We start from the raw sequence: 19,518 nt of genomic DNA on the forward strand, positions 1-19,518 counted from the left end.
CAGCCAACTATATTCTATCTTTATTAATTCCCACAATGATCTTGGAGTTTCCGCCTGCTTTGGTGATTTCTGCCGGATCTACTCCGCGCTCCCTTGCAAGAATTTCGATGGTTCTCGGAGAACAGAACCCTGACTGGCAGCGTCCCATTCCAGCTCTGGTGCGGCGTTTTACGCCATCTAAGGATTTCGCGCCCAGAGGCCGTTTGATTGCGTCAATAATTTCGCCTTCGGTAATCATCTCGCATCTGCAGATAATGTTTCCGTAAGCGGGATTTTCTTTGATCAAAGCTGCGCGCTCTTCGTTGCTTAATGTTTTGGGATCTAAGATACCCTTTCTGGACCCGTTGAAGCTGGGGTTCTCTTCCGCATTTGTCAGATCTTTGACAATTTCTGCCACCATTTTTCCAATTGCCGGGGCACTGGTTAATCCTGGGGATTCAATGCCTGCACAGTCAATGAAGCCTTTTGCGTCTTCTAACTCGCCGATATAGAATTCATGGCCGTCTTCATGGGCGCGCAGACCTGCAAAGGAGGTGATCACCTGTCGGATGGGAAGGCCTTTTACCGTGGTTCCTGCTTTATTGATCAATTCATCAATACCTTCCTGTGTGGTATTGGTTCCTTCTTTATTTTCAATATCAATTGCGGTAGGCCCTACCAAAGTATTTCCATGAACGGTAGGAGATACCAGAACGCCTTTTCCGAACTTGCTGGGAAGCTGGAAAATTGTATGTGTTACAAACCCTTCGGTGGAACGGTCTAACAGGCAGTAATCTCCGCGTCTTGGCGTGATGTGAAGCTTCTTATCACTTACCATATTGTGGAATTTGTCTGCATAAACGCCTGCTGCGTTTACAACATATCTGGTCTCAATTTCACCCTGATTTGTCTTTACCACCCAGTTGTCGCCCTTTTTCTCTAAACCTGTCACTTCTGTGTCAAACTTAAACTCTACGCCGTTGGTCGCCGCATTTTCAGCAAAAGCGATGTTCATTCCAAAAGGACATACAATGCCTCCGGTGGGTGCATACAACGCTGCAACTGCTTCGTCAGAGATGTTGGGCTCTAATTTTACCAGCTCGTCCCTGTCAATGATACGAAGATCTTTTACGCCGTTCTTTACGCCTCTGTCATAGAGTTCCTGAAGATTGGGCTTTTCTTCTTCATGCAGGCATACCACCAGGGAACCGTTGTTCTTATAGTGGAAATCAAGTTCTTTGGACAACTCCTCCATCATCTGATTACCTTCCACATTCAATTTTGCCATCAAAGATCCGGCCGCTGCGTCAAACCCGGCATGGACGATTGCGCTGTTTGCCTTGGATGTTCCGCAGCATACGTCTTCTTCTTTCTCCACTACGCAGACATTCAGCTTATATCTGGAAAGCTCCCTTGCGGAAGCGCTTCCTGATACGCCTGCACCAATAATTACTACATCATACATATTGTTCACCTTTCCTTTTCTATTTTCTGTTATACAAAAGGCAACAATTACACTCCCCGCTTGGGGAATGTAATCATTGCCTCTCTGTTATCTCCGCAATGTCATATCTCTCAACATCGAACTGCTTTTACCATGGAATCACTGCAAACAAACCAACTGCAATAAGAGCGCCGATGATTGGTCCAACTAATGTAACAACTCCATATCCCCAGTTAGAGCTTCCTTTTCCGCTGATTGGAAGAACTGCATGCGCCAGACGAGGACCAAGGTCACGGGCCGGGTTCAATGCATATCCGGTTAATCCACCTAAGGACATACCGATGGAAACGATGATTCCGAATACTAACAAGTTGCTTACGCCAGCAGGAGCTTCTGCCGGAATACCTTTGATTGCAAATACCAGTACAAAAGTTGCAACAACTTCAGCAAAAATATTAAGCGGCATATTCGGAATGGATGGTCCGCAGGAAAATACGCCCAATTTAGTTCCTTGATCATCCGTTGCGTCAAACTGATCTTTGAACAAAATCCATACAATCACTGCTCCAAGGAATGCGCCTGCAAACTGTGCGATAATATAACCAGGCACTAAGCTCCAAGCTAAGCTTCCGTCTGCTGCTAATGCAATGGTTAATGCTGGATTAAAATGAGCTCCGGATGCAGCGCCAAAAACAAATGCCGGCAACATAACTGCAAGACCCCAAGCAATGGTAATCTGGATAGATCCTGCCCCCTTCATTCCTGATTTATTCAAGGTTACGTTAGCAACTACGCCATCACCTAAGATAATCAACATCATTGTTCCTACAAATTCTGCTATATATGGTAACATTTCGCGTTCCCCTTTCTGCCTTCAATCTACTTTTGTCTACTAGTCTTCTTTTGCCCAGCCATAAGAGTATTTTACAGCCTTATTCCAGCCTTCTACCTTCTCTTTTCTCTCTTCTTCAGTAATCTGAGGCTTAAAGGTCTGGTCAATTGCCCAGTTCTTGATAACGTCCTCTTTGCTTGCCCAATATCCAACTGCAAGACCTGCCAGATAAGCAGCGCCCATAGCGGTTGTCTCAACACAGCAGGGACGGTTAACCGGAGCATTGATAATATCTGCCTGCGTCTGCATCAGGAAATCATTGGCGCTTGCGCCACCGTCAACCTTCAAAGCGCTTAATTCGATACCGGAATCCGCTCTCATAGCCTCCAGAACGTCATTCACCTGATAAGCCAGGGACTCTAATGTTGCACGGATGATATGATATTTATTTACGCCACGGGTAATTCCCACAATAGTTCCTCTTGCATACTGATCCCAGTGGGGAGCGCCAAGTCCTGTAAATGCAGGCACTACATAACATCCATTGGTATCCTTCACTTTCTTAGCCATGTACTCGGAATCCGGAGCGCTGTCAATGATTCTCATCTCATCCCGCAGCCACTGAATAGCGGCGCCGGCTACAAAAATAGATCCTTCTAATGCATAATTAACTTTTCCGTCAAGTCCCCATGCAATCGTTGTTACCAGTCCGTTTTTGGAGAAAATCGGTTTCTCGCCGGTGTTCATCAGTAAGAAGCATCCCGTTCCATATGTATTCTTTGCTTCTCCTGCTGTAAAACATGTCTGCCCGAACAATGCTGCCTGCTGATCGCCTGCTGCGCCGCTGACCGGAATCGAGCCGCCAAAGAAGGAAGGATCTGCTGTTCCGTATACACAGCTTGACGGTTTTGCTTCCGGAAGCATGCTTGCCGGAATATTCAGCTCTTTCAGAATATCCTCATCCCATTTCAAATCATTGATATTAAACAGCATGGTACGTGCAGCATTGGAATAATCCGTTACATGAGCTTCGCCCTTGGTAAGCTTCCAGATTAACCATGTCTCAACGGTTCCGAACAGAAGCTCTCCTCTTTCTGCTCTTTCTCTAACGCCTTCTACATTGTCAAGAATCCATTTTAACTTTGTTCCTGAGAAGTATGCGTCGATTACCAGACCAGTCTTATCACGGAATGTATCTTCCAGACCCTTCTCCTTCAGGCTGTCGCAATATTCAGAAGTTCTGCGGCACTGCCACACAATTGCATGATAAACTGGCTCTCCTGTATTCTTATCCCACACGATTGTGGTCTCACGCTGATTAGTAATACCGATTGCAGCAATGTCATCTGCAGAAGCCCCGATCTTCTGCATAGCTTCTACTGCAACTCCCAACTGTGTAGACCAGATCTCGTTAGCATCATGTTCTACCCAGCCCGGTTTCGGAAAATACTGTGTAAACTCTTTCTGAGCTACGCTGCACATTTCACCCTTTTCGTTAAAAAGAATACATCTGTTGCTTGTTGTGCCGGCGTCCAACGCCATAACATATTTTGCCATTTGTAAAATCCTCCTCCGTTTAAACTTGATAATGATATTATATCTTTTTTCATGAATTTTGTCATTAGACACATATACTTATTTGTACAATTTATTCATTTTTCATCCTATGTATCCCTTTTCTGCTGTCTTTCTGCCGAAACCCTAAGCAGTCATCGTGGATTTTGTTGTAGGAAGTACCAAAATGCTTCCAAACGGATGCTGCAGCATCGCCCTGATGTTTTCCACTGCCGCCAGCACCTCTTCTTCTTCCGGCCCCTTCTTCATAGCCACACAGTCAAGCATGAAATGACAGACAGATTTCACAATAAAGCTTTCCGCCAGATAATTTCCCTGCTTCTCCGACCAGAACCTGCTTCTGAGCTGTTCATCCACCACAGGAATCAATTCCTCCATCAGCCGCTCCCTTCTGATATTCTCCAGTACTTTCCGATAGAAGAAATGATTTTCCTTGATAATTCTTACCACCTTGCTGATCCAGTCCTCAAATGTTTCATTCTCATCGTATGCAGCCTGTTTGACAAAGTCTTCCTGATAAATCCATTCAATCACTCCGTAAATATCCTGGAAATGGTAGTAGAAACTCTGCCGCTTCATATTCTTGCAGTCCATAATATCCTGAACGGTGATTTTCCGCAAAGGCTTTTCATGAAGCATCTCCTGCAATCCGTCCGCAATCTTTCTCTTTGTATTACCCATCTCTCTTTTCCTCCTTTTGGCCCTGTCCTTTGGGCATTCAGGTACGCCCGAGGCGCTTCCTCCTTACATAAACCATATATCCTGGTTGGTCGTCGAGACCGAAATCGCCCCTGCATTTAATGCATCAATGACATCTTCCCTGTCAGTGATTAAGCCGCCGGCGATGACAGCCTGCGAACTAAGCTTGTTAATCTTTTGTATAATTTTCGGCATTACCCCCGGCAGTATCTCGATAAAGTCCGCTCTGATCTGCCTTTTCTGTTTCTCTATACTCTGATAAGCTCTGGAATCCAGGACAAATATCCGAAAAACTGTATAGAAGGACAACTCTTTCGCCCGATTAATCATATTCATCCTTGTAGAAATAATTCCATCTGCCTTAGTATTTTTTCTGATATAATCTACTGCAATCTCATGGGTGCTCAAGCCTTCAATTAAGTCAATATGCACCAGGGCTATCTTACCAGCTTCTTTCACCCTTCCCACAATCTCACTGATATTGCACAGATTCCCAAACAGTATAAATACAATCTTTACATCAGATTCCAAACACCGTTCAATTCCCTCAAAATTCTTAACCGCTGCGATTACCGGACAATCCGACATTGCATCATAAAACTTCTGTTCCATAAGCCTCCACACCAGTTCTGCTTAGTTCACGCTTTTGCTTTGAACTCTTCCACCTCCTTCGCAAAAAAAGAAAAAAGAGTAAAGCTAATAAACAACATTTCTGCTGCGCTAACCTTACTCTCCATTCTCCAGGCACCTTGTTGACTTCTGTCTTGTGTTCTTATACTAGCACTTTCAACAGGAAAATTCAAGCAATCTTTCAAAAAAAATAAAATTATATCCAAAACGTTCATATTTCACTCTGGCAATTTGGTTGTTTTGACCATCCTTCAGTAATAGGATTTTTTAATGTCTTTACTTTACTTTTCTCATACATCTTGGCATAAATGTCAAAAACCGAATTGATTTTTTGACACTTCTCATTTTTTGCCCTTGCATTAGCCCAAATTAGAAGATATAATACAAACACAGTCAAGTGTGATGGTTGATTCCATCATAAATGTAACTTAATTTTTGCCCACTCTCTTTTAGACCAGGGTTTTGCTTCGGCAAAGCTTCTGGTCTTTTCCATTTGCTTAAAGAACTGCCTGCAGTGCTTTATTGGCTCGGCCACAGTGCAGCAGGGTGCGCAGCTTCATGAAAAGCGGCGCTGTTTCCGGCAATTGTCCTCCTTTGTGAAAAACCTGTTGAAAATCTCTTCTTACTGCGATATACTCTACTGTATGTTACAGAACTGTAAAACAGGATAAAGCTACGAAAGGATCTGCTATGCGTATCTGGTTTAAACTATGGAAAAATAATCATCTTCTGAAAGACACTGTAATTACGAACGACAGTGACGACACACGAACACACAAGATTTTCGATGCGCTGGATCAGGTCTGCTACGAATTCGACCTGAGTAAGCCAATCTGGTTGGACGCCACTATCGCAGAATTCAAACACCGTGGGAAAGCCAGGTTCTCCCAGGATAACTTTGTGGAAACCATAGATTTCGATTATCTGGAGATTCACGTAATAGAAGAATAAGGCTGAAAATCCAAAACAAATTGCTGCGTCCGGATCTTATTCATACCGCTGATTCGGTATTTCCCTTATCATAACAATATTCCGAACTGACTGCATCCGGCAATTAATATAGGAACCGTCTATGGATCCATCTTCCTTCACGGGCAGCATAATATTAATATGAACCAGCCTTTTCTTCGTCAGTGAAATTTTCTTTCTGTAGATTCACCAGGCATTCTGGTTTTCTGATGTTTTATTAATTCATATCCATCATCAAACTTGACAAACCAGGCACTTCCCATATGAGCCTCGTCTGCTCGAAATACCAGAATAATCGTCTCTGTTCCTTTTGGATAAAACAAATTTACTGGCATCTGGATGGAAGCCACCAGTTTATGTTTTTGTAAAATACGTTTTTTGACTGAATTAATTCCACTGTGCTTCTTGGTTCTGGAGGATATAGCATTAATTGGTACAATGGCAATCCCTGTGGACTCCGGCAGCAAAACATCCAGCATCAATTCCACAAACTCAATTTCTGAATATACAGCATCTGAATAAGGAGGATTGATAAAGCCTGTGTTGCATTCAAATTCTCTCACCTTTTCTACCAAAGAAAAACAATCTCCCTTATAAATGTGTGATCTGCCGTCTTTATTAATAAACATGTTCAGCGCAATAATGGTATAAATGCTCTTTTCTTTCTCCACTCCAAACAAGTTATTGTTCCGAAACCGCTCTTTCTCTTCCAGTGTATACAAATCAGAGTATTTGACCATTTTCCACGCCGCCGTCAAAAATTCTTCTGTCCCGACACAGATATCAACCACTTTAGAAGACGCGCTGATTTCAGCCAGGTCACAGAATAATTCCGTAACATGGCAAGGCGTAAGCACAATTCCCAATTTTCTGGCTTTTTCATTCATTTTAGCAGCGTTGTCTGTTGCGAACTGCTGGCCGGAATGTTCTAAAAGCACATTCCGGTATTCCTTCACCGACAATATTTCATGAAGATTCAAATTATTAAAAAACGCAGCCCCTTTGTTCCAGACAAAGCTGTCAATGATAAGCTCTTCCAAATGATTTCCTGAAATGCCTATTGCAATCACATCATACTCTGTCTTTAGATATTTTGCATACCAAAGCGCTCCATTGACTGCAAATTCATCTGCCTTTTCTGTTTTCCGCTTAGACGCCTGGGACAAAAGCCTGTTTATCTTCTCGTTGGCAGACTTTTTCGCCAGACAAAAACCTCCGGATGCACAGGAAAAAAGCTACCGTCTACATATCTCTTTGCCTGCAAAACCTGAAAAACTATCATATCTGCCACTTTTTCCTATTTTTAAAAATATGCCTATAAACCCCTCTGCCGTCTGGCCTCATACATCAGCAAAGCTGCCGCCACCGCCGCATTCAATGACTCCACTTTCCCTTCCATAGGAATCCGGATCAGGGTATCTGCCAGCCCGGTAATTTCAGGGCTCAATCCATTTCCTTCATTTCCAATCAGAAATCCCACCGGCTGCCTGTAATCCGGCTGATGGTAAGAAAGCGCGCCTGCTAAATGGGCCGCATACATGGAAATTCCCTGCTCCTTTAAAGTAAGGACAGCGGCCGGCAAATCGGAAGCAATGTAAAAGGGCATCCGGTACAGGGCGCCCATAGTGGCGCGGATTGTCTTGGGATGAAAGATATCCGCAGAGGTTTTGTCCATTAAAATCCCCGTGGCGCCCGCCCCCTCTGCGGTCCGTATCATTGTCCCAAGATTTCCCGGGTCCTGAATGCTTTCCAGGATTAACAGATGCGGATTCCTCCTGCCTTCCTCCTGTTTCTGATTCCGGCAGCCAGGAGTATTTCCCAGCAAATCCTCCAGGCAGTATTCCGGCATTTTGACCAGGCAGAGAATCCCCTGGGGCGTCTGGGTATCGCTGACCGTCCGAAACAAACTGTCTGTAAGAACCTCATAGGAATAGCTTTGAACCTTCTTTCGCCTGTCTTCTTCTTTCAGAAAAGATTCGGAAACATACATGGCCTCCACACGTTCCCTGGGGGCCTCCATGCACATTTTCATTCCCTCAACCACAAAAACCCGCTGCTCATAGCGGGTTTTTGCCTTTTTATTCAATTGTAAGATTCGCTTTATCTGCTGATTCGCGGAACTTGTAATCATAAAACCTACCTTAACTAAACACTTAAATTTCTGCAAACCTGGAACTGGTATTCTGGAAGCTGCTTCTGCATTGCCAGAGCTTCGTCAATATCAAAATCCACAAAATCTCCGTGACGGTATCCCACCACACGGTTTGACTTGCCTTCGCACAGCAAATCCACCGCATAGGCTCCCATGGTGGAAGCATACACCCGATCCTTACAGGTAGGGCTTCCGCCCCTTTGCATGTGACCTAAAATAGTTGCCCTGGTCTCAAGGCCGGTAGCCGCTTCGATACGCTTTGCCATACTTGCAGAGTGTCCGATTCCCTCCGCATTGATAATAATATGATGCTTCTTTCCCCGTTTCCTGTTTGCAATAATATTATTTACCAGCTTCTGCTCGTCATAATCGTATTTCTCCGGCAGCAGGATGTCTTCCGCACCGTTGGCAATTCCGCACCACAGCGCAATATAACCTGCGCCCCGGCCCATTACTTCAATAATGGAACATCTCTCATGGGAGGTAGAAGTATCGCGCACCTTATCAATGGCGTCCATGGCTGTATTGACTGCAGTGTCAAAGCCAATGGTATATTCTGTACACGCAATATCCAGGTCAATGGTTCCCGGAATTGCCACTGTGTTCACGCCCAGAGCCGCAAGCTTCTGGGCTCCCTTAAAGGAACCGTCGCCGCCGATTACAATGATGCCGTCAATGCCGTGCTTTCTGCAGACTTCCGCTCCCAACGCCTGTCCCTCCGGCGTACGGAATTCACTGCATCTTGCAGTCTGAAGAATCGTACCGCCTCTCTGAATCGTATCTGAAACGCCCTTTGCTTCCATGTCAATGATCTCTCCCTGAAGCAGTCCGGCATATCCTCTCTTAATTCCCTTCACTTTCTTGCCCCGAGCAAGCCCTTGACGCACCACTGCACGAATTGCAGCATTCATCCCCGGCGCATCGCCTCCGCTGGTAAGCACACCGATTGTCTGAACTTCTTTTGCCATAACCGTCCCTCCTGTTTTCCTGTCCTAATTATCTAATCTATTACATTCTAATCTCTTTTGGAAAGATTTTCAATGCTCTTTTCTACAACTTTTACATTTTTTTCTCCAAAAATATTCGTCAATGTGTTTATTTTCTCATCTGCAGCATCCACACTGCAGCTTGCAGGCAGACGCTTCATCAGCTTTTCGCTGGAAATATAAATTACAACCCTGTCCTTTCCGAATCCCTCCCGCAAAAGCTCCATGACCTGCTTTTCTTTCTGCTCATATTCTTCTTTCGTGGCAAACTGCAGCCAAAGCTCCTTGGGCGTATCGTCAAAAGAATAGATTTTCTCACAAATCAGCTTTCCGTTTTTCTCCTCCTCTGTGACAACACGGCCCTTCACAAATACTTTTTCATCCACATTCAGAATACCGCTGCATTTCTCATAGGTTTTGGGAAAAATAATGATCTCTAAGTTTCCCACCAAATCTTCTAAGGTAATAAAGGCCATGGTCTGGTTATTTCTGGTGTATTTGACGGTTTTATCCACAATCATACCGCCCACTACGGCGATTTCCCCATCCCTGACCTTTGTCTGTTCCGTTTCCTCCTCCAAAAGAAAATCCGTAGTTACCCTGGTAATGTTTTTCTTCATTTTCTCCACGTACTCTTCTAAGGGATGGCCGCTGATGTAGATGCCCAGCACTTCTTTTTCAAATCCCAGATATACTTCTCTGGAATATTCCCCCACATCCGGAAGCTGCACCTCGAAATCTGCCTTCGTCTCCTCATCTGCCAGATCAAACAGCGTCATCTGCCCTGCCATGGTATTCTTCTTATTCTGGACAATTTCATCCATAATTCCCACATACACCATCATGCTCTGCTTCCGGGTAGGGCCTAAATCATCCAGGGCTCCGGCTTTAATAAGATTCTCTACCACACGTTTGTTGATCTCCTTATCCGCCATCCGGGTAAGAAAATCATTTAAACTGGTAAATTTTCCCCTCTCCTTCCTCTCTTCACACAGATTTTTAATAAAAGAATGATTTACGCTTTTAATGGCGGATAGCCCGTAGCGGATACCCCCCTCCGACACAGAAAAATCACTTTCTCCCTCGTTGGCGCTGGGAGGAAGCACCTGAATTCCCATCTGCCGGCAGGTAAAGATATACTCAGAAATCTTTCCGATATGCCCCATTACGGAAGTCATCAAAGCCGCCATATATTCCAGGGGGTAATAATATTTCAGATAAGCGGTCTGATAAGCCACCACTGCATAGGCCGCCGCATGGGATTTGTTAAAGGCGTATTTTGCAAAATCGATCATATCGTCGTAAATTTTATTGGCAACCTGTTCGTCAATTCCGTTGCTGATGCAGCCCAACACTCCTTCTTCCGGGTTGCCGTACACAAAATTCTTCCGCTCTTTCTCCATTACGGAGCCTTTTTTCTTGGACATGGCACGGCGCACCAAATCGCTGCGCCCCAAAGTATAGCCTGCCAACTCCCTCACAATCTGCATGACCTGTTCCTGATAAACGATGCAGCCGTAAGTAGGCGCAAGGATAGGCTCTAGCTGGGGACAGTCATAGGTGACGGAATCCGGATTATTTTTCCCTCGGATATAGGCTGGGATAAAATCCATGGGCCCCGGCCGGTACAGGGAGATTCCTGCAATAATATCCTCTAAGCTCTGAGGCTTTAACTCTTTCATAAAGTTCTTCATGCCGCCGCTTTCTAACTGGAACACTCCTTCGGTCTTCCCGGTTCCGATGGAATCCAACACAGCCTTATCGTCAAAATCAATCCGGTCAATATCGATCTTAATTCCCCGCCCTTCCTGAATCAGGCCAACGGCATTTTGAAGAACCGTCAGATTTCGAAGCCCCAGAAAATCCATTTTCAAAAGCCCCAGTTCTTCTAAGGTAGTCATGGTAAACTGGGTGGTTATGGCGCCGTCGCTTCCTCTGGAAAGGGGGACAAATTCATCTACGGCTTTGGAACTGATGACAACTCCCGCCGCATGCATGGAGGTGTGCCTGGGAAGCCCCTCCAGACGCCTTGACATATCGATTAATCTGGTGACGCTTTCATCATTTTCATAAAGCTCCCGCAGTTCCCGGTTCATTTCCATGGCCTTGTCTATGGTAATTCCCAATTCTGTGGGAATCTGCTTGGCAATACTGTCCACAAAGGCATAGGACATATCCATGACCCTGCCCACATCCCGGATCACGCCTCTTGCCGCCATCGTACCAAATGTGACAATCTGCACCACCCGATCCCTGCCGTATTTTTCACTGACATAATCAATCACTTCCTGCCTGCGCTCCACACAGAAATCAATATCAATATCCGGCATGGTGACACGTTCCGGATTCAGGAAACGTTCAAAAATCAAGTTGTAGCGAATGGGGTCGATATTGGTGATTTCCAGCGTATAGGACACCAGAGAACCGGCAGCGCTGCCTCGGCCCGGCCCTACCGCAATCCCGTTTTCCCTGGCAAAGCGGATAAAATCCCATACAATCAAAAAATAATCCACATATCCCATCTGCTGAATAATATCAAGCTCATACTGAAGCTGGGCTTCCAAATCCGCCAGGGGAACTTTTCCTTTTCCCGGAATGAACGCCTGTCTCTCTTGGGAAGACGCTTCTAGTCCATTTTCTGCCGAAGCCATTTCCTCTTCCCGCCCGGACGCCTGACCAGGATTTGCCGGATATCTGCGCTCCAGTCCCTCATGGCAGAGCTTTTTAAGATATTCCCAGGAGGTATACCCTTGCGGCACATCGAATTTCGGCAGCTTGGTAACGCCGAATTCGATTTCCACCTGGCAGCGATCCGCTATTTTCTGGGTATTCTCCAACGCTTCCAGGGCATAGGGAAACAGCTCTCTCATCTGCTCTTCCGATTTCACAAAATACTGGCCCCCCTCATAGCGCATCCGGTTCTCATCCGAAAGCTTTTTGCCGGTCTGCAGACACAGAAGGATATCGTGGGAATCCACATCTGTTTCGTAGGTATAATGGATATCATTGGTAGCCACTAAAGGGATGCCGGTATCCTGGCTCAGGCGCATCAGCTGCTGGTTCACATTCCTCTGTTCCGGCAGGCCGTGATCCTGCAGTTCCAGAAAATAATTCCCATGTCCAAAGGTTTTATCATGCCAAAGCGCCGCCTCTTTCGCTTCCTCATAGGCTCCTCTGGAAAGAAGCTTCTGAACCTCTCCTGCCAGGCATGCGCTTAAAACAATGATCCCTTCATGATAAGTTTCCAGCACTTCCCGGTCTACCCTTGGCCTGTAATAATACCCTTCTGTAAAACCTCTTGAGACAATTTTCATCAAATTCGCATAACCCTGGTTATTTTCCGCCAGCAGCACCAAATGGAAGTAACGATCTTCTCCCTCCACCTTCTCTCTGTCAAACCGGGAACCGGGAGCAACGTAGACCTCACAGCCCAGAATCGGCTTGATTCCGGCTTCATGAGCTGCCCGGTAAAAATCAATCACCCCATACATAACGCCGTGATCGGTAATGGCCGCTGCATTCATGCCCAGTTCTTTCACCCTGGCTGTAAATTCTTTTATCTTATTGGAACCGTCCAGAAGACTGTATTCCGTATGAACGTGAAGATGTGCAAATGACATAATGATCTATCCTCTGTATGTTATATGTATTCGGGATTAATGAAAGGAATGACAAGCTCTGCCGGTTTCCCCTTTGCATCCAGTCCCCAGTAACCACTGTAAATTCCATCTCCAAAGCCGCTTGCAAACATGGGAAGCTTATACTTCGTATCCGGAACCTGCCAGAGAAGAAAGTCCCCGCCCTCCCGCTGGACTTCTGGAAATTTTTTGTAGCTTTCCCGGAAAAATGCTGCAAAATAATCAGTATATTTATTCTTGCCTGGATTCTTTTCCTGCCAGTTCTGAATAAAATCCTTGTATTTTCCGGCCACCTTTAAATCCGAAAAGCATGCCAGTCCCGTATCTACGCCAAAAAATCCCCACACGCCGGATTTTCCAAGATCCTGGATTTTGCTTCCCTTAGGCATTGCAATCTCATGGCGAACGGCTTCTTTACTGCTGACAATCAGCCTGGCCGCTGTGACTCTCATCCCCGCAATCCTCGAAGGGCAGACTGCAACCTCCACCGGATAGCTGCCTGTGGGAATCCGCTTCTCCAGTACAATTGTGTACTCGCTTCCCAGGTAGGCAAGGGGATCGGCCAGCACCACCTCCCCGCTGGGGAAATCCGCTTTGCCGATAACAACCGTCCTTAACTTGTCACTCTTTTGAAACAATCCCCGAATCAGCTCTTCCGGATAGGATTCCTGATTCAGAAATTTCAGATTCTTATCAAATGCTTCCTGCATAGGATTCTTAACCGGTTCCCGAAGTTCTTCCCCTGTCTGAGTATTGACAAAATATTTTCCGGTCTCATCTGAACGAAACTCCAGATCGGTGCCTGCCGGAAGATAAAACACATGAACCACCGCTGGTTCGATATTTGCCAGTACATTAAAATCCACAACTGCCATATTGTCCGGATTGTCCACATATTCCTGAGTATCTGTATCGCCAAAGGCAATCCATCCGTTCCCCTGAGCGTTCTCCTGCCGGAAAAACCACTTCAGCCTGGAAGCGCCCTCCAGGATTGATTTGCTGACAATTGTCGAACCTGCTCCATTAATATATTGTTTCATATCTGATTCCCTTCCTGTTATTCATGATTTGTCCTGTCGGATCAGCTATAGCTTTTATCAATCTCCATCTCCACCTCAACCTCTTCTACGATTCCGCTCTCGCCAAAATCAAAACGGTAGAGATATTTCCCGTCTCTGTAGGACAGATGATCGCTTTCCTCTGAGAGCAGCTTATATTCTGCCATGGCCCCTTTGACTGCCTCTGCATCCATTTCAAAATAATTCACTCCGTTGACCAGCACGTTATCCTCTGCCCAGTAACTTGCATCTTCTTCCTCAGAATGCATACGGAACGTAAGCTTATAGATGGTGGCTGAGGGAACCATGACCTCCTCCCGTCCCGGATTGTACACATACAGATACGCATAGGAACTGCCGTCTTTTTTCAAAGTCATGAATGTGGACAGCCAGCTGTTGCCCGGCATCTTATCAATAGGAGTCCCTTCGCCGGGTATCGCCATCTCAAACTCCGTCAGGGGAAACACGCTTCCGCCAGTTTCTCCCAGGGTTACTTCTTTCCCTGCCACAGTCAGCACAGGCGCCGTTCCGCCTGAAGAACATGCGCTCAGATTCAGCGCCATCGCTGCTGCAAGAATCAACCCTGCCAGTCTTTTTTTCATTCGTTTCATTATAGATATCCTCCATGGTTGTTTTTCTTTATCATTCCATATATCAAATGATCGATGGTGAGAGATTACCGCTGCAGTCCCAGGAAGTTTTCATAAATTCTGCAAATCTTTGCAGCGTCCTCTAAATTTGGCATCTCACAGAAAATCCGCAGAAGGGGCTCTGTACCAGAAAATCTGGCAATCACCCATCCGCCGTTTTTGAAATAAACTTTACTTCCATCCAAATATGAAACATGGTCTATCTCTTCCGGAAGCTCCGGCAGCCGCTTATCCACCATCAGAATCTTGTACATTTCCTCTTTCTTTTCCCTGGTAAATTTATAATCCCGCTCTTCCATATGTATCTCCCCGCATTCCCTGCGTATATCCTTCATAATACCGGAAAGCTTCTTGCCTGTCACCGCGATCATTTCCACCAAGAGGGCTGCCGCATAGATGCCGTCCTTTCCATTGATGTGGCCGTTAACCGTAAGGCCACCGGAGGATTCCCCGCCGATAATGGCCCCTGTCTCTTTCATTTTGGCGGAAATGTGCTTGAATCCCACCGGCACTTCATAGCAGCTTTCCCCAAACTGCTCCGCTACCTTATCCAGCATATGGGTGGTAGCAATATTTCTCACCACCGGTCCGCTCCAGCCTTTGAATTTTACCAGATAGTAATACAGCAGCACCAGGATATCGTTGGGATGGAGGAAATTGCCCTGATCGTCAATGACTCCGATCCGGTCTGCGTCTCCGTCGGTGGCAATTCCGATATCAAATTTCTTCTCCACCACATAATTCTGCAAAGAATGCAGCGTAGCCGCCGAAGGAGCCGGCAATTTCCCTCCAAACAGCGTATCGTGCCTGTCATGAATGGTAGCCACTTCGCATCGGGCCGTCATTAAAATCATTTTCAGGGAAGTCTCGCTTACGCCGTACATGGGATCCAGCGCCACTTTCAAGCCTGCTTCCCGGATTGCCTGCATATTCACAGATGCAATGATGTTGTCCAGATAATCATTCAATGGATAGATTTCTTCTATATAGCCTTCCTTTTTTCCCGTTTCATATTCTATCTCTTTCACTTCCCCCGGGCCGATGTCTCTGATATAATCTTCGATATCCTTCGTCTGAACCTCATCCGCATCCCGGCCCCCCGCTGTAAATACTTTAATTCCATTGTAAATGGCCGGGTTATGGCTGGCTGTAATCATCATTCCATAAGGGAATTCATGCTTCATCACATGGAACATCACCAAAGGCGTAGGAGAAGATTTGTTAATCAGATATACTTTAATATGAGCCGCTGCGAATACCATTGCCGCCCACTGCATCGCCTCTTTGGAGAGAAACCTTCTGTCATATCCCATAACGACGCCTCTCTCCTGCACCCCTTCTTTCTTCATTTTATTCACCATTCCCTGAGCCAGAAGCTGTATGTTCTCCTTTGTAAATCCATCTCCGATCACAGCTCTCCATCCGCCAGTCCCAAATTTTACCATAATACCTCTCCCTTTCTTCCTGATACACCCGAAGCCAAATAATTGTTTCACATTCCTCATGACCGCTCAAAAAAACATTCATTTGGCAAATAAGTATACGCTTTTGGATAAGCTGTATTCTCTTATGGGGTATTTGACTTTTCTCATCTGCACTCCTATAATATATCATATCAAAATTTTTAAAGAAAAGAAAGGATTTCATACTATGAAATTACGAAAAACCATTGGACGCATTCTGGTCTGCCTGCTTCCTTTCCTTCTGGCCTTTGCCCTTCAGTTTCTGATCTCTTTCGGCGGAATATTTGTCAGAATCATGCTGGCCGCCCTGAAAGATCCTGGGCTTTTAAAGGGGGAGGAACTTTACTCCACTATATTTGCCCTGACGTCTGACAGCCAGTTTCTTGCTGGAGTTTCAGCCCTTTATGCCGTAATTGCCGCCCTGATTATGGGTTTCTGGTACTGGAAACGGTTTGTTCCAAAGAAACGGCCCAGGAGAAAAATATCTTCCATTATCAACCTCTCCATGTTCTTCGGGCTGCTATTTCTGATGATCGGTCTGCAGTACCTGACCACTTATATCGTTATGCTCACAACGGCTGTCAATCCGTCCTGGTATGACATTTATGAAGCATTGTTAAAAAACATCGGCTTCGAAGATGTAACGCTGATTCTGGCGCTGTATTCTGTCCTGATTGCCCCCATCAGCGAAGAACTGATATTCCGGGGCGTTACTTTAAAATATGCCGTGAACTCCATGCCTCTTATCGCTGCAAATATTTTTCAGGCGGCTCTTTTCGGCATTTTCCACGGCAATGTGATACAGGGAGTGTACGCCTTTGTCATTGGGCTGTTCTGCGGTTATGTGTGCCTGAAAGGAGGCAGCATCTATCTCTCCATCCTGTTTCATATGATGTTTAACCTGTGGGGAACCTTTGTGCCGTCGTTTTTGTATTATACCGGACCTTCGCTGCCGATTCACCTGGGAATTTTTGCCGGGGCAGTCTGCGCTGCGGCTCTTGGAATCTTTTTGTACCAGCGGGGAATTAGAAACAGAAAAGCAAGCGGCAAATCTTAATAAAACCCTTTTGGCTCACTGAACTATTTTAATTGAAAGGCGAGAAAGGCAAGGTTACTGATATGGAACTTTAATTACTTTCGTTGCCACCGCATCCCGAAATGCCTGGTCATGTTCCACGAATATCATGGCCGGGCAAAATTCCTTGATCAATTCCTCAATCTGCATCCGGGAATAAACATCCACAAAGTTCAGCGGTTCGTCCCATACATATAAATGCGCCTGCTCACAGAGGCTTTTGGCAATCAATACTTTTTTCTTCTGACCGCCGGAAAAATCCGCCATATCCTTCTCAAACTGCACCCGCTCAAAATCCATTTTCCGAAGCACCGCCTTAAACAGACTTTCCTCAATACCAGATTCTTCCGCAAAATCAGACAGATTCCCTTTTAAATGGAAAGTGTCCTGGGGCACATAAGAAATCACAAGACCAGAGCCTGCGGTTACTGTCCCGGTATGGGAAATTGAGCCCTGAGGATATTGCTGAATCTGAAGCGCTTTCGCTCGCCCGGCGTAACTCCTTTCGTTCTGGTGAAAGGTTTCTTCCATTAGTATTTTCAAAAGGCTGCTTTTGCCGCTGCCGTTTCTTCCCTCCAGGACAATCCTCTCCCCCTTTCGCACCTCAAAAGATACGGGCCTGCAAATTTCCTTTTCTCCATAACGCACCGAAACTTCGGAAAAGGAAACCAGCCTGTCTGTGTGGTAAGACAGCGGCAAAAGTTTCAGATTTTCTGCTGTTTCCATATTTTTTAAAAGTCCTGACTTCTCCTCTATGGCCTGATTCTGCCTTGCCTCGATTATTTTGGAACGTTTCATCATTTTTGCCGACTTATGGCCGATATAGCCCCGGTCGGGCCTGAGTCCGGAATTCCTGGTTCCTCTTTTGGTTTTTTCCACCTGTTCTGACCATGCGCCGGTACGTCTTGCGGATTTCTCAAGGCGGCGGATATCCTTTTGCAAATGTTCCTTTTTCAGCTGTTCAAATTTCTGCTGCCGGTTAAAATTCTCCATCCAGGAAGAAAAATTCCCGCTTTGCACTTCTATGTCCGCCCGGTTCAAAGACAAAATATGATCCACACATCCGTCCAGAAAACGCCTGTCATGGGAAACCAGAATAAATCCCTTTTTCTTTTTCAAATATGCCGCCACCAGATCCCTCCCCTCTGTGTCCAGGTGATTGGTGGGCTCGTCAATCAGAAGAAAATTCCCCTCCCGCAAAAAACATGCGGCCAGTTGCACCTTCGTCTGCTCGCCCTTTGACAAGGTTCCAAAAGGTCTCCACAGAACATCTTCCGGCAGGGAAAGATATGAAAATTCCCGCAGCAGTTCCCATTCCCTGGCGTTTGGACAGATCTCCTGCAGGATTTCCCTGGTCTGGCGGCTTTCCTCTCCCACCGCTCTGGGAAAATAGTCGAACGGTACGGCACTGATTATTTTTCCGCTGTATTCATATTTTCCCTGCAGTAAATTTAAAAATGTTGTTTTTCCTCTTCCGTTTCTTCCCACAAAGCCCAGCTTCCAGTCTGTGTCAATCTGGAAGCTTACGTTCTCGAAAATGTTATCATAGCTTGTAGGATAAGAAAAGGTAAGGTTTTCTATTTGAATCAATGACATAATTTAAATTCTCCTTTCCTGCCCAGGAGACATCGCTCAGGATTCTTTTCTCTTTCTCGCTCCATGTTTACCAATTCCACTGATATTTTTCCCTGGGCCAATGGATATAAAAAGTAAAAAGCCGCAGGAAAGTCAATTCCTGCAGCTCAATATACATAAAGATACCGTTGCTTCTGGTAACGGCACAACGATATAGAGTTAGAGAGACTTATCACTTTCCTGCAACAGGCGCAACAATATTGCAGCCAAAAGCTGCTAAACTGCCAGCGCATATTCTGTTATTATCTGCAAGAAACGTGAAACATCTCTCCACCTCCTTTTATTTATTTGTTTGTCAGTGTAACACAATTCTCCGGGAGAATCAAGTACAATCAAAAATTAATAGCACTGTAAGTGATAAAGCCTTATTTGTTTTGGGATATAATCAAAGGGCGCCGCTGTCTCTTCCAGCATTGGCAGCGCCCTCAAAATATTCCATAACCAGCCGACAAAATGCCTTATGTGTTCTGAAGTTCTGCAAGCTGCTTTACTTCTTCTACCTTAAGCCCTGCATATTCTGCAATCTTGTCCACAGATAATTCTCCGGCTTTCAGCATCCTAAGGGCAGTTTCCTTCCTGGTCTCATTCTGTCCCGTATTCAAAATTCTGCGTATCTCCGGATCGCCTAATGCACCTTTCATAGTCTCACCTTACCTCCTGGATCATCTTTTCATTTCTTAAACCATTAATCTTTTCTCTTGTCAAGTTTTGTAAGTCTTGTGATTAAAAACTG

At 45.5% G+C, this 19,518-nt stretch carries 17 protein-coding genes; 2 read left to right on the plus strand and 15 right to left on the minus strand.

Annotated elements, in window-relative coordinates; translation table 11 throughout:
• Window positions 1-7: 7 nt before the first annotated feature.
• From E5329_RS00450 to E5329_RS00475, 6 genes are all read right to left on the minus strand, one after another.
• Window positions 8-1,444: an NAD(P)/FAD-dependent oxidoreductase gene (locus E5329_RS00450; protein WP_135987614.1), complete on the minus strand. Its 1,437-nt coding sequence runs from the start codon at window positions 1,442-1,444 to the stop codon at window positions 8-10.
• 127 nt (window positions 1,445-1,571) lie between these two features.
• Window positions 1,572-2,276 (minus strand): MIP/aquaporin family protein, encoded by a 705-nt coding sequence (locus tag E5329_RS00455; RefSeq protein WP_135987615.1) that lies wholly within the window; start codon window positions 2,274-2,276, stop codon window positions 1,572-1,574.
• A 39-nt stretch (window positions 2,277-2,315) separates the two neighbouring features.
• On the minus strand, window positions 2,316-3,812 hold the full coding sequence (gene glpK / locus E5329_RS00460; RefSeq protein ID WP_135987616.1) for a glycerol kinase GlpK: 1,497 nt from the start codon (window positions 3,810-3,812) through the stop codon (window positions 2,316-2,318).
• A gap of 144 nt (window positions 3,813-3,956) precedes the next feature.
• Window positions 3,957-4,511, minus strand: coding sequence for a hypothetical protein (locus E5329_RS00465; protein WP_135987617.1), 555 nt, complete (start codon window positions 4,509-4,511; stop codon window positions 3,957-3,959).
• Between the two features lie 63 nt (window positions 4,512-4,574).
• A complete protein-coding gene (locus E5329_RS00470; protein ID WP_135987618.1) occupies window positions 4,575-5,141 on the minus strand; it encodes a glycerol-3-phosphate responsive antiterminator in 567 nt (188 codons plus the stop codon).
• A gap of 26 nt (window positions 5,142-5,167) precedes the next feature.
• On the minus strand, window positions 5,168-5,374 hold the full coding sequence (locus tag E5329_RS00475) for a hypothetical protein (protein ID WP_135987619.1): 207 nt from the start codon (window positions 5,372-5,374) through the stop codon (window positions 5,168-5,170).
• Window positions 5,375-5,849: 475 nt separating this feature from the next.
• Here E5329_RS00475 and E5329_RS00480 point away from each other — a divergent pair, with 475 nt between their 5' ends.
• Window positions 5,850-6,110 (plus strand): hypothetical protein, encoded by a 261-nt coding sequence (locus E5329_RS00480; protein WP_135987620.1) that lies wholly within the window; start codon window positions 5,850-5,852, stop codon window positions 6,108-6,110.
• Between the two features lie 179 nt (window positions 6,111-6,289).
• Here the strand turns inward: E5329_RS00480 and E5329_RS00485 are convergent, their stop codons facing one another.
• The 7 genes from E5329_RS00485 to E5329_RS00515 all read right to left on the minus strand — a co-directional run bounded on the left by E5329_RS00485 (window position 6,290) and on the right by E5329_RS00515 (window position 16,057).
• Window positions 6,290-7,294 carry an HsdM family class I SAM-dependent methyltransferase gene (locus E5329_RS00485; RefSeq protein ID WP_135987621.1) on the minus strand — a complete coding sequence of 335 codons (1,005 nt, stop codon included), beginning with the start codon at window positions 7,292-7,294 and terminating at the stop codon, window positions 6,290-6,292.
• A 149-nt stretch (window positions 7,295-7,443) separates the two neighbouring features.
• Window positions 7,444-8,259 carry a TrmH family RNA methyltransferase gene (locus E5329_RS00490; protein ID WP_135987622.1) on the minus strand — a complete coding sequence of 272 codons (816 nt, stop codon included), beginning with the start codon at window positions 8,257-8,259 and terminating at the stop codon, window positions 7,444-7,446.
• Window positions 8,260-8,273: 14 nt separating this feature from the next.
• The gene (gene pfkA / locus E5329_RS00495) at window positions 8,274-9,248 is read right to left on the minus strand and encodes a 6-phosphofructokinase (RefSeq protein WP_135987623.1); all 975 of its coding nucleotides are present in this window, start codon (window positions 9,246-9,248) and stop codon (window positions 8,274-8,276) included.
• Window positions 9,249-9,295: 47 nt separating this feature from the next.
• Window positions 9,296-12,886, minus strand: coding sequence for a DNA polymerase III subunit alpha (locus tag E5329_RS00500; RefSeq protein ID WP_135987624.1), 3,591 nt, complete (start codon window positions 12,884-12,886; stop codon window positions 9,296-9,298).
• A gap of 20 nt (window positions 12,887-12,906) precedes the next feature.
• Window positions 12,907-13,944 (minus strand): immunity protein Imm33 domain-containing protein, encoded by a 1,038-nt coding sequence (locus tag E5329_RS00505; protein WP_135987625.1) that lies wholly within the window; start codon window positions 13,942-13,944, stop codon window positions 12,907-12,909.
• Between the two features lie 41 nt (window positions 13,945-13,985).
• A complete protein-coding gene (locus E5329_RS00510) occupies window positions 13,986-14,573 on the minus strand; it encodes a hypothetical protein (RefSeq protein ID WP_135987626.1) in 588 nt (195 codons plus the stop codon).
• Between the two features lie 65 nt (window positions 14,574-14,638).
• Window positions 14,639-16,057, minus strand: coding sequence for a phosphoglucomutase/phosphomannomutase family protein (locus E5329_RS00515; RefSeq protein WP_135987627.1), 1,419 nt, complete (start codon window positions 16,055-16,057; stop codon window positions 14,639-14,641).
• A 205-nt stretch (window positions 16,058-16,262) separates the two neighbouring features.
• Between E5329_RS00515 and E5329_RS00520 the strand changes: the two genes are divergently transcribed.
• On the plus strand, window positions 16,263-17,132 hold the full coding sequence (locus E5329_RS00520) for a CPBP family intramembrane glutamic endopeptidase (RefSeq protein WP_168356469.1): 870 nt from the start codon (window positions 16,263-16,265) through the stop codon (window positions 17,130-17,132).
• 54 nt (window positions 17,133-17,186) lie between these two features.
• Here the strand turns inward: E5329_RS00520 and E5329_RS00525 are convergent, their stop codons facing one another.
• Window positions 17,187-18,746 (minus strand): ATP-binding cassette domain-containing protein, encoded by a 1,560-nt coding sequence (locus E5329_RS00525; RefSeq protein WP_135987629.1) that lies wholly within the window; start codon window positions 18,744-18,746, stop codon window positions 17,187-17,189.
• Between the two features lie 497 nt (window positions 18,747-19,243).
• Window positions 19,244-19,426 (minus strand): hypothetical protein, encoded by a 183-nt coding sequence (locus tag E5329_RS00530; RefSeq protein WP_135987630.1) that lies wholly within the window; start codon window positions 19,424-19,426, stop codon window positions 19,244-19,246.
• Between the last annotated feature and the right edge of the window lie 92 nt (window positions 19,427-19,518).

This window comes from Petralouisia muris (assembly GCF_004793545.1).
Lineage (GTDB): Bacteria > Bacillota > Clostridia > Lachnospirales > Lachnospiraceae > Petralouisia > Petralouisia muris.

What these genes read in the sequence shown, in the direction of transcription:
- E5329_RS00450 (WP_135987614.1), bottom strand. Translation starts at nt 1,444, where the DNA reads ATGTATGATGTAGTAATTATTGGTGCAGGCGTATCAGGAAGCGCTTCC.
- E5329_RS00455 (WP_135987615.1), bottom strand. Translation starts at nt 2,276, where the DNA reads ATGTTACCATATATAGCAGAATTTGTAGGAACAATGATGTTGATTATC.
- glpK (WP_135987616.1), bottom strand. Translation starts at nt 3,812, where the DNA reads ATGGCAAAATATGTTATGGCGTTGGACGCCGGCACAACAAGCAACAGA.
- E5329_RS00465 (WP_135987617.1), bottom strand. Translation starts at nt 4,511, where the DNA reads ATGGGTAATACAAAGAGAAAGATTGCGGACGGATTGCAGGAGATGCTT.
- E5329_RS00470 (WP_135987618.1), bottom strand. Translation starts at nt 5,141, where the DNA reads ATGGAACAGAAGTTTTATGATGCAATGTCGGATTGTCCGGTAATCGCA.
- E5329_RS00475 (WP_135987619.1), bottom strand. Translation starts at nt 5,374, where the DNA reads ATGAACGTTTTGGATATAATTTTATTTTTTTTGAAAGATTGCTTGAAT.
- E5329_RS00480 (WP_135987620.1), top strand. Translation starts at nt 5,850, where the DNA reads ATGCGTATCTGGTTTAAACTATGGAAAAATAATCATCTTCTGAAAGAC.
- E5329_RS00490 (WP_135987622.1), bottom strand. Translation starts at nt 8,259, where the DNA reads ATGATTACAAGTTCCGCGAATCAGCAGATAAAGCGAATCTTACAATTG.
- pfkA (WP_135987623.1), bottom strand. Translation starts at nt 9,248, where the DNA reads ATGGCAAAAGAAGTTCAGACAATCGGTGTGCTTACCAGCGGAGGCGAT.
- E5329_RS00500 (WP_135987624.1), bottom strand. Translation starts at nt 12,886, where the DNA reads ATGTCATTTGCACATCTTCACGTTCATACGGAATACAGTCTTCTGGAC.
- E5329_RS00505 (WP_135987625.1), bottom strand. Translation starts at nt 13,944, where the DNA reads ATGAAACAATATATTAATGGAGCAGGTTCGACAATTGTCAGCAAATCA.
- E5329_RS00510 (WP_135987626.1), bottom strand. Translation starts at nt 14,573, where the DNA reads ATGAAACGAATGAAAAAAAGACTGGCAGGGTTGATTCTTGCAGCAGCG.
- E5329_RS00515 (WP_135987627.1), bottom strand. Translation starts at nt 16,057, where the DNA reads ATGGTAAAATTTGGGACTGGCGGATGGAGAGCTGTGATCGGAGATGGA.
- E5329_RS00520 (WP_168356469.1), top strand. Translation starts at nt 16,263, where the DNA reads ATGAAATTACGAAAAACCATTGGACGCATTCTGGTCTGCCTGCTTCCT.
- E5329_RS00525 (WP_135987629.1), bottom strand. Translation starts at nt 18,746, where the DNA reads ATGTCATTGATTCAAATAGAAAACCTTACCTTTTCTTATCCTACAAGC.
- E5329_RS00530 (WP_135987630.1), bottom strand. Translation starts at nt 19,426, where the DNA reads ATGAAAGGTGCATTAGGCGATCCGGAGATACGCAGAATTTTGAATACG.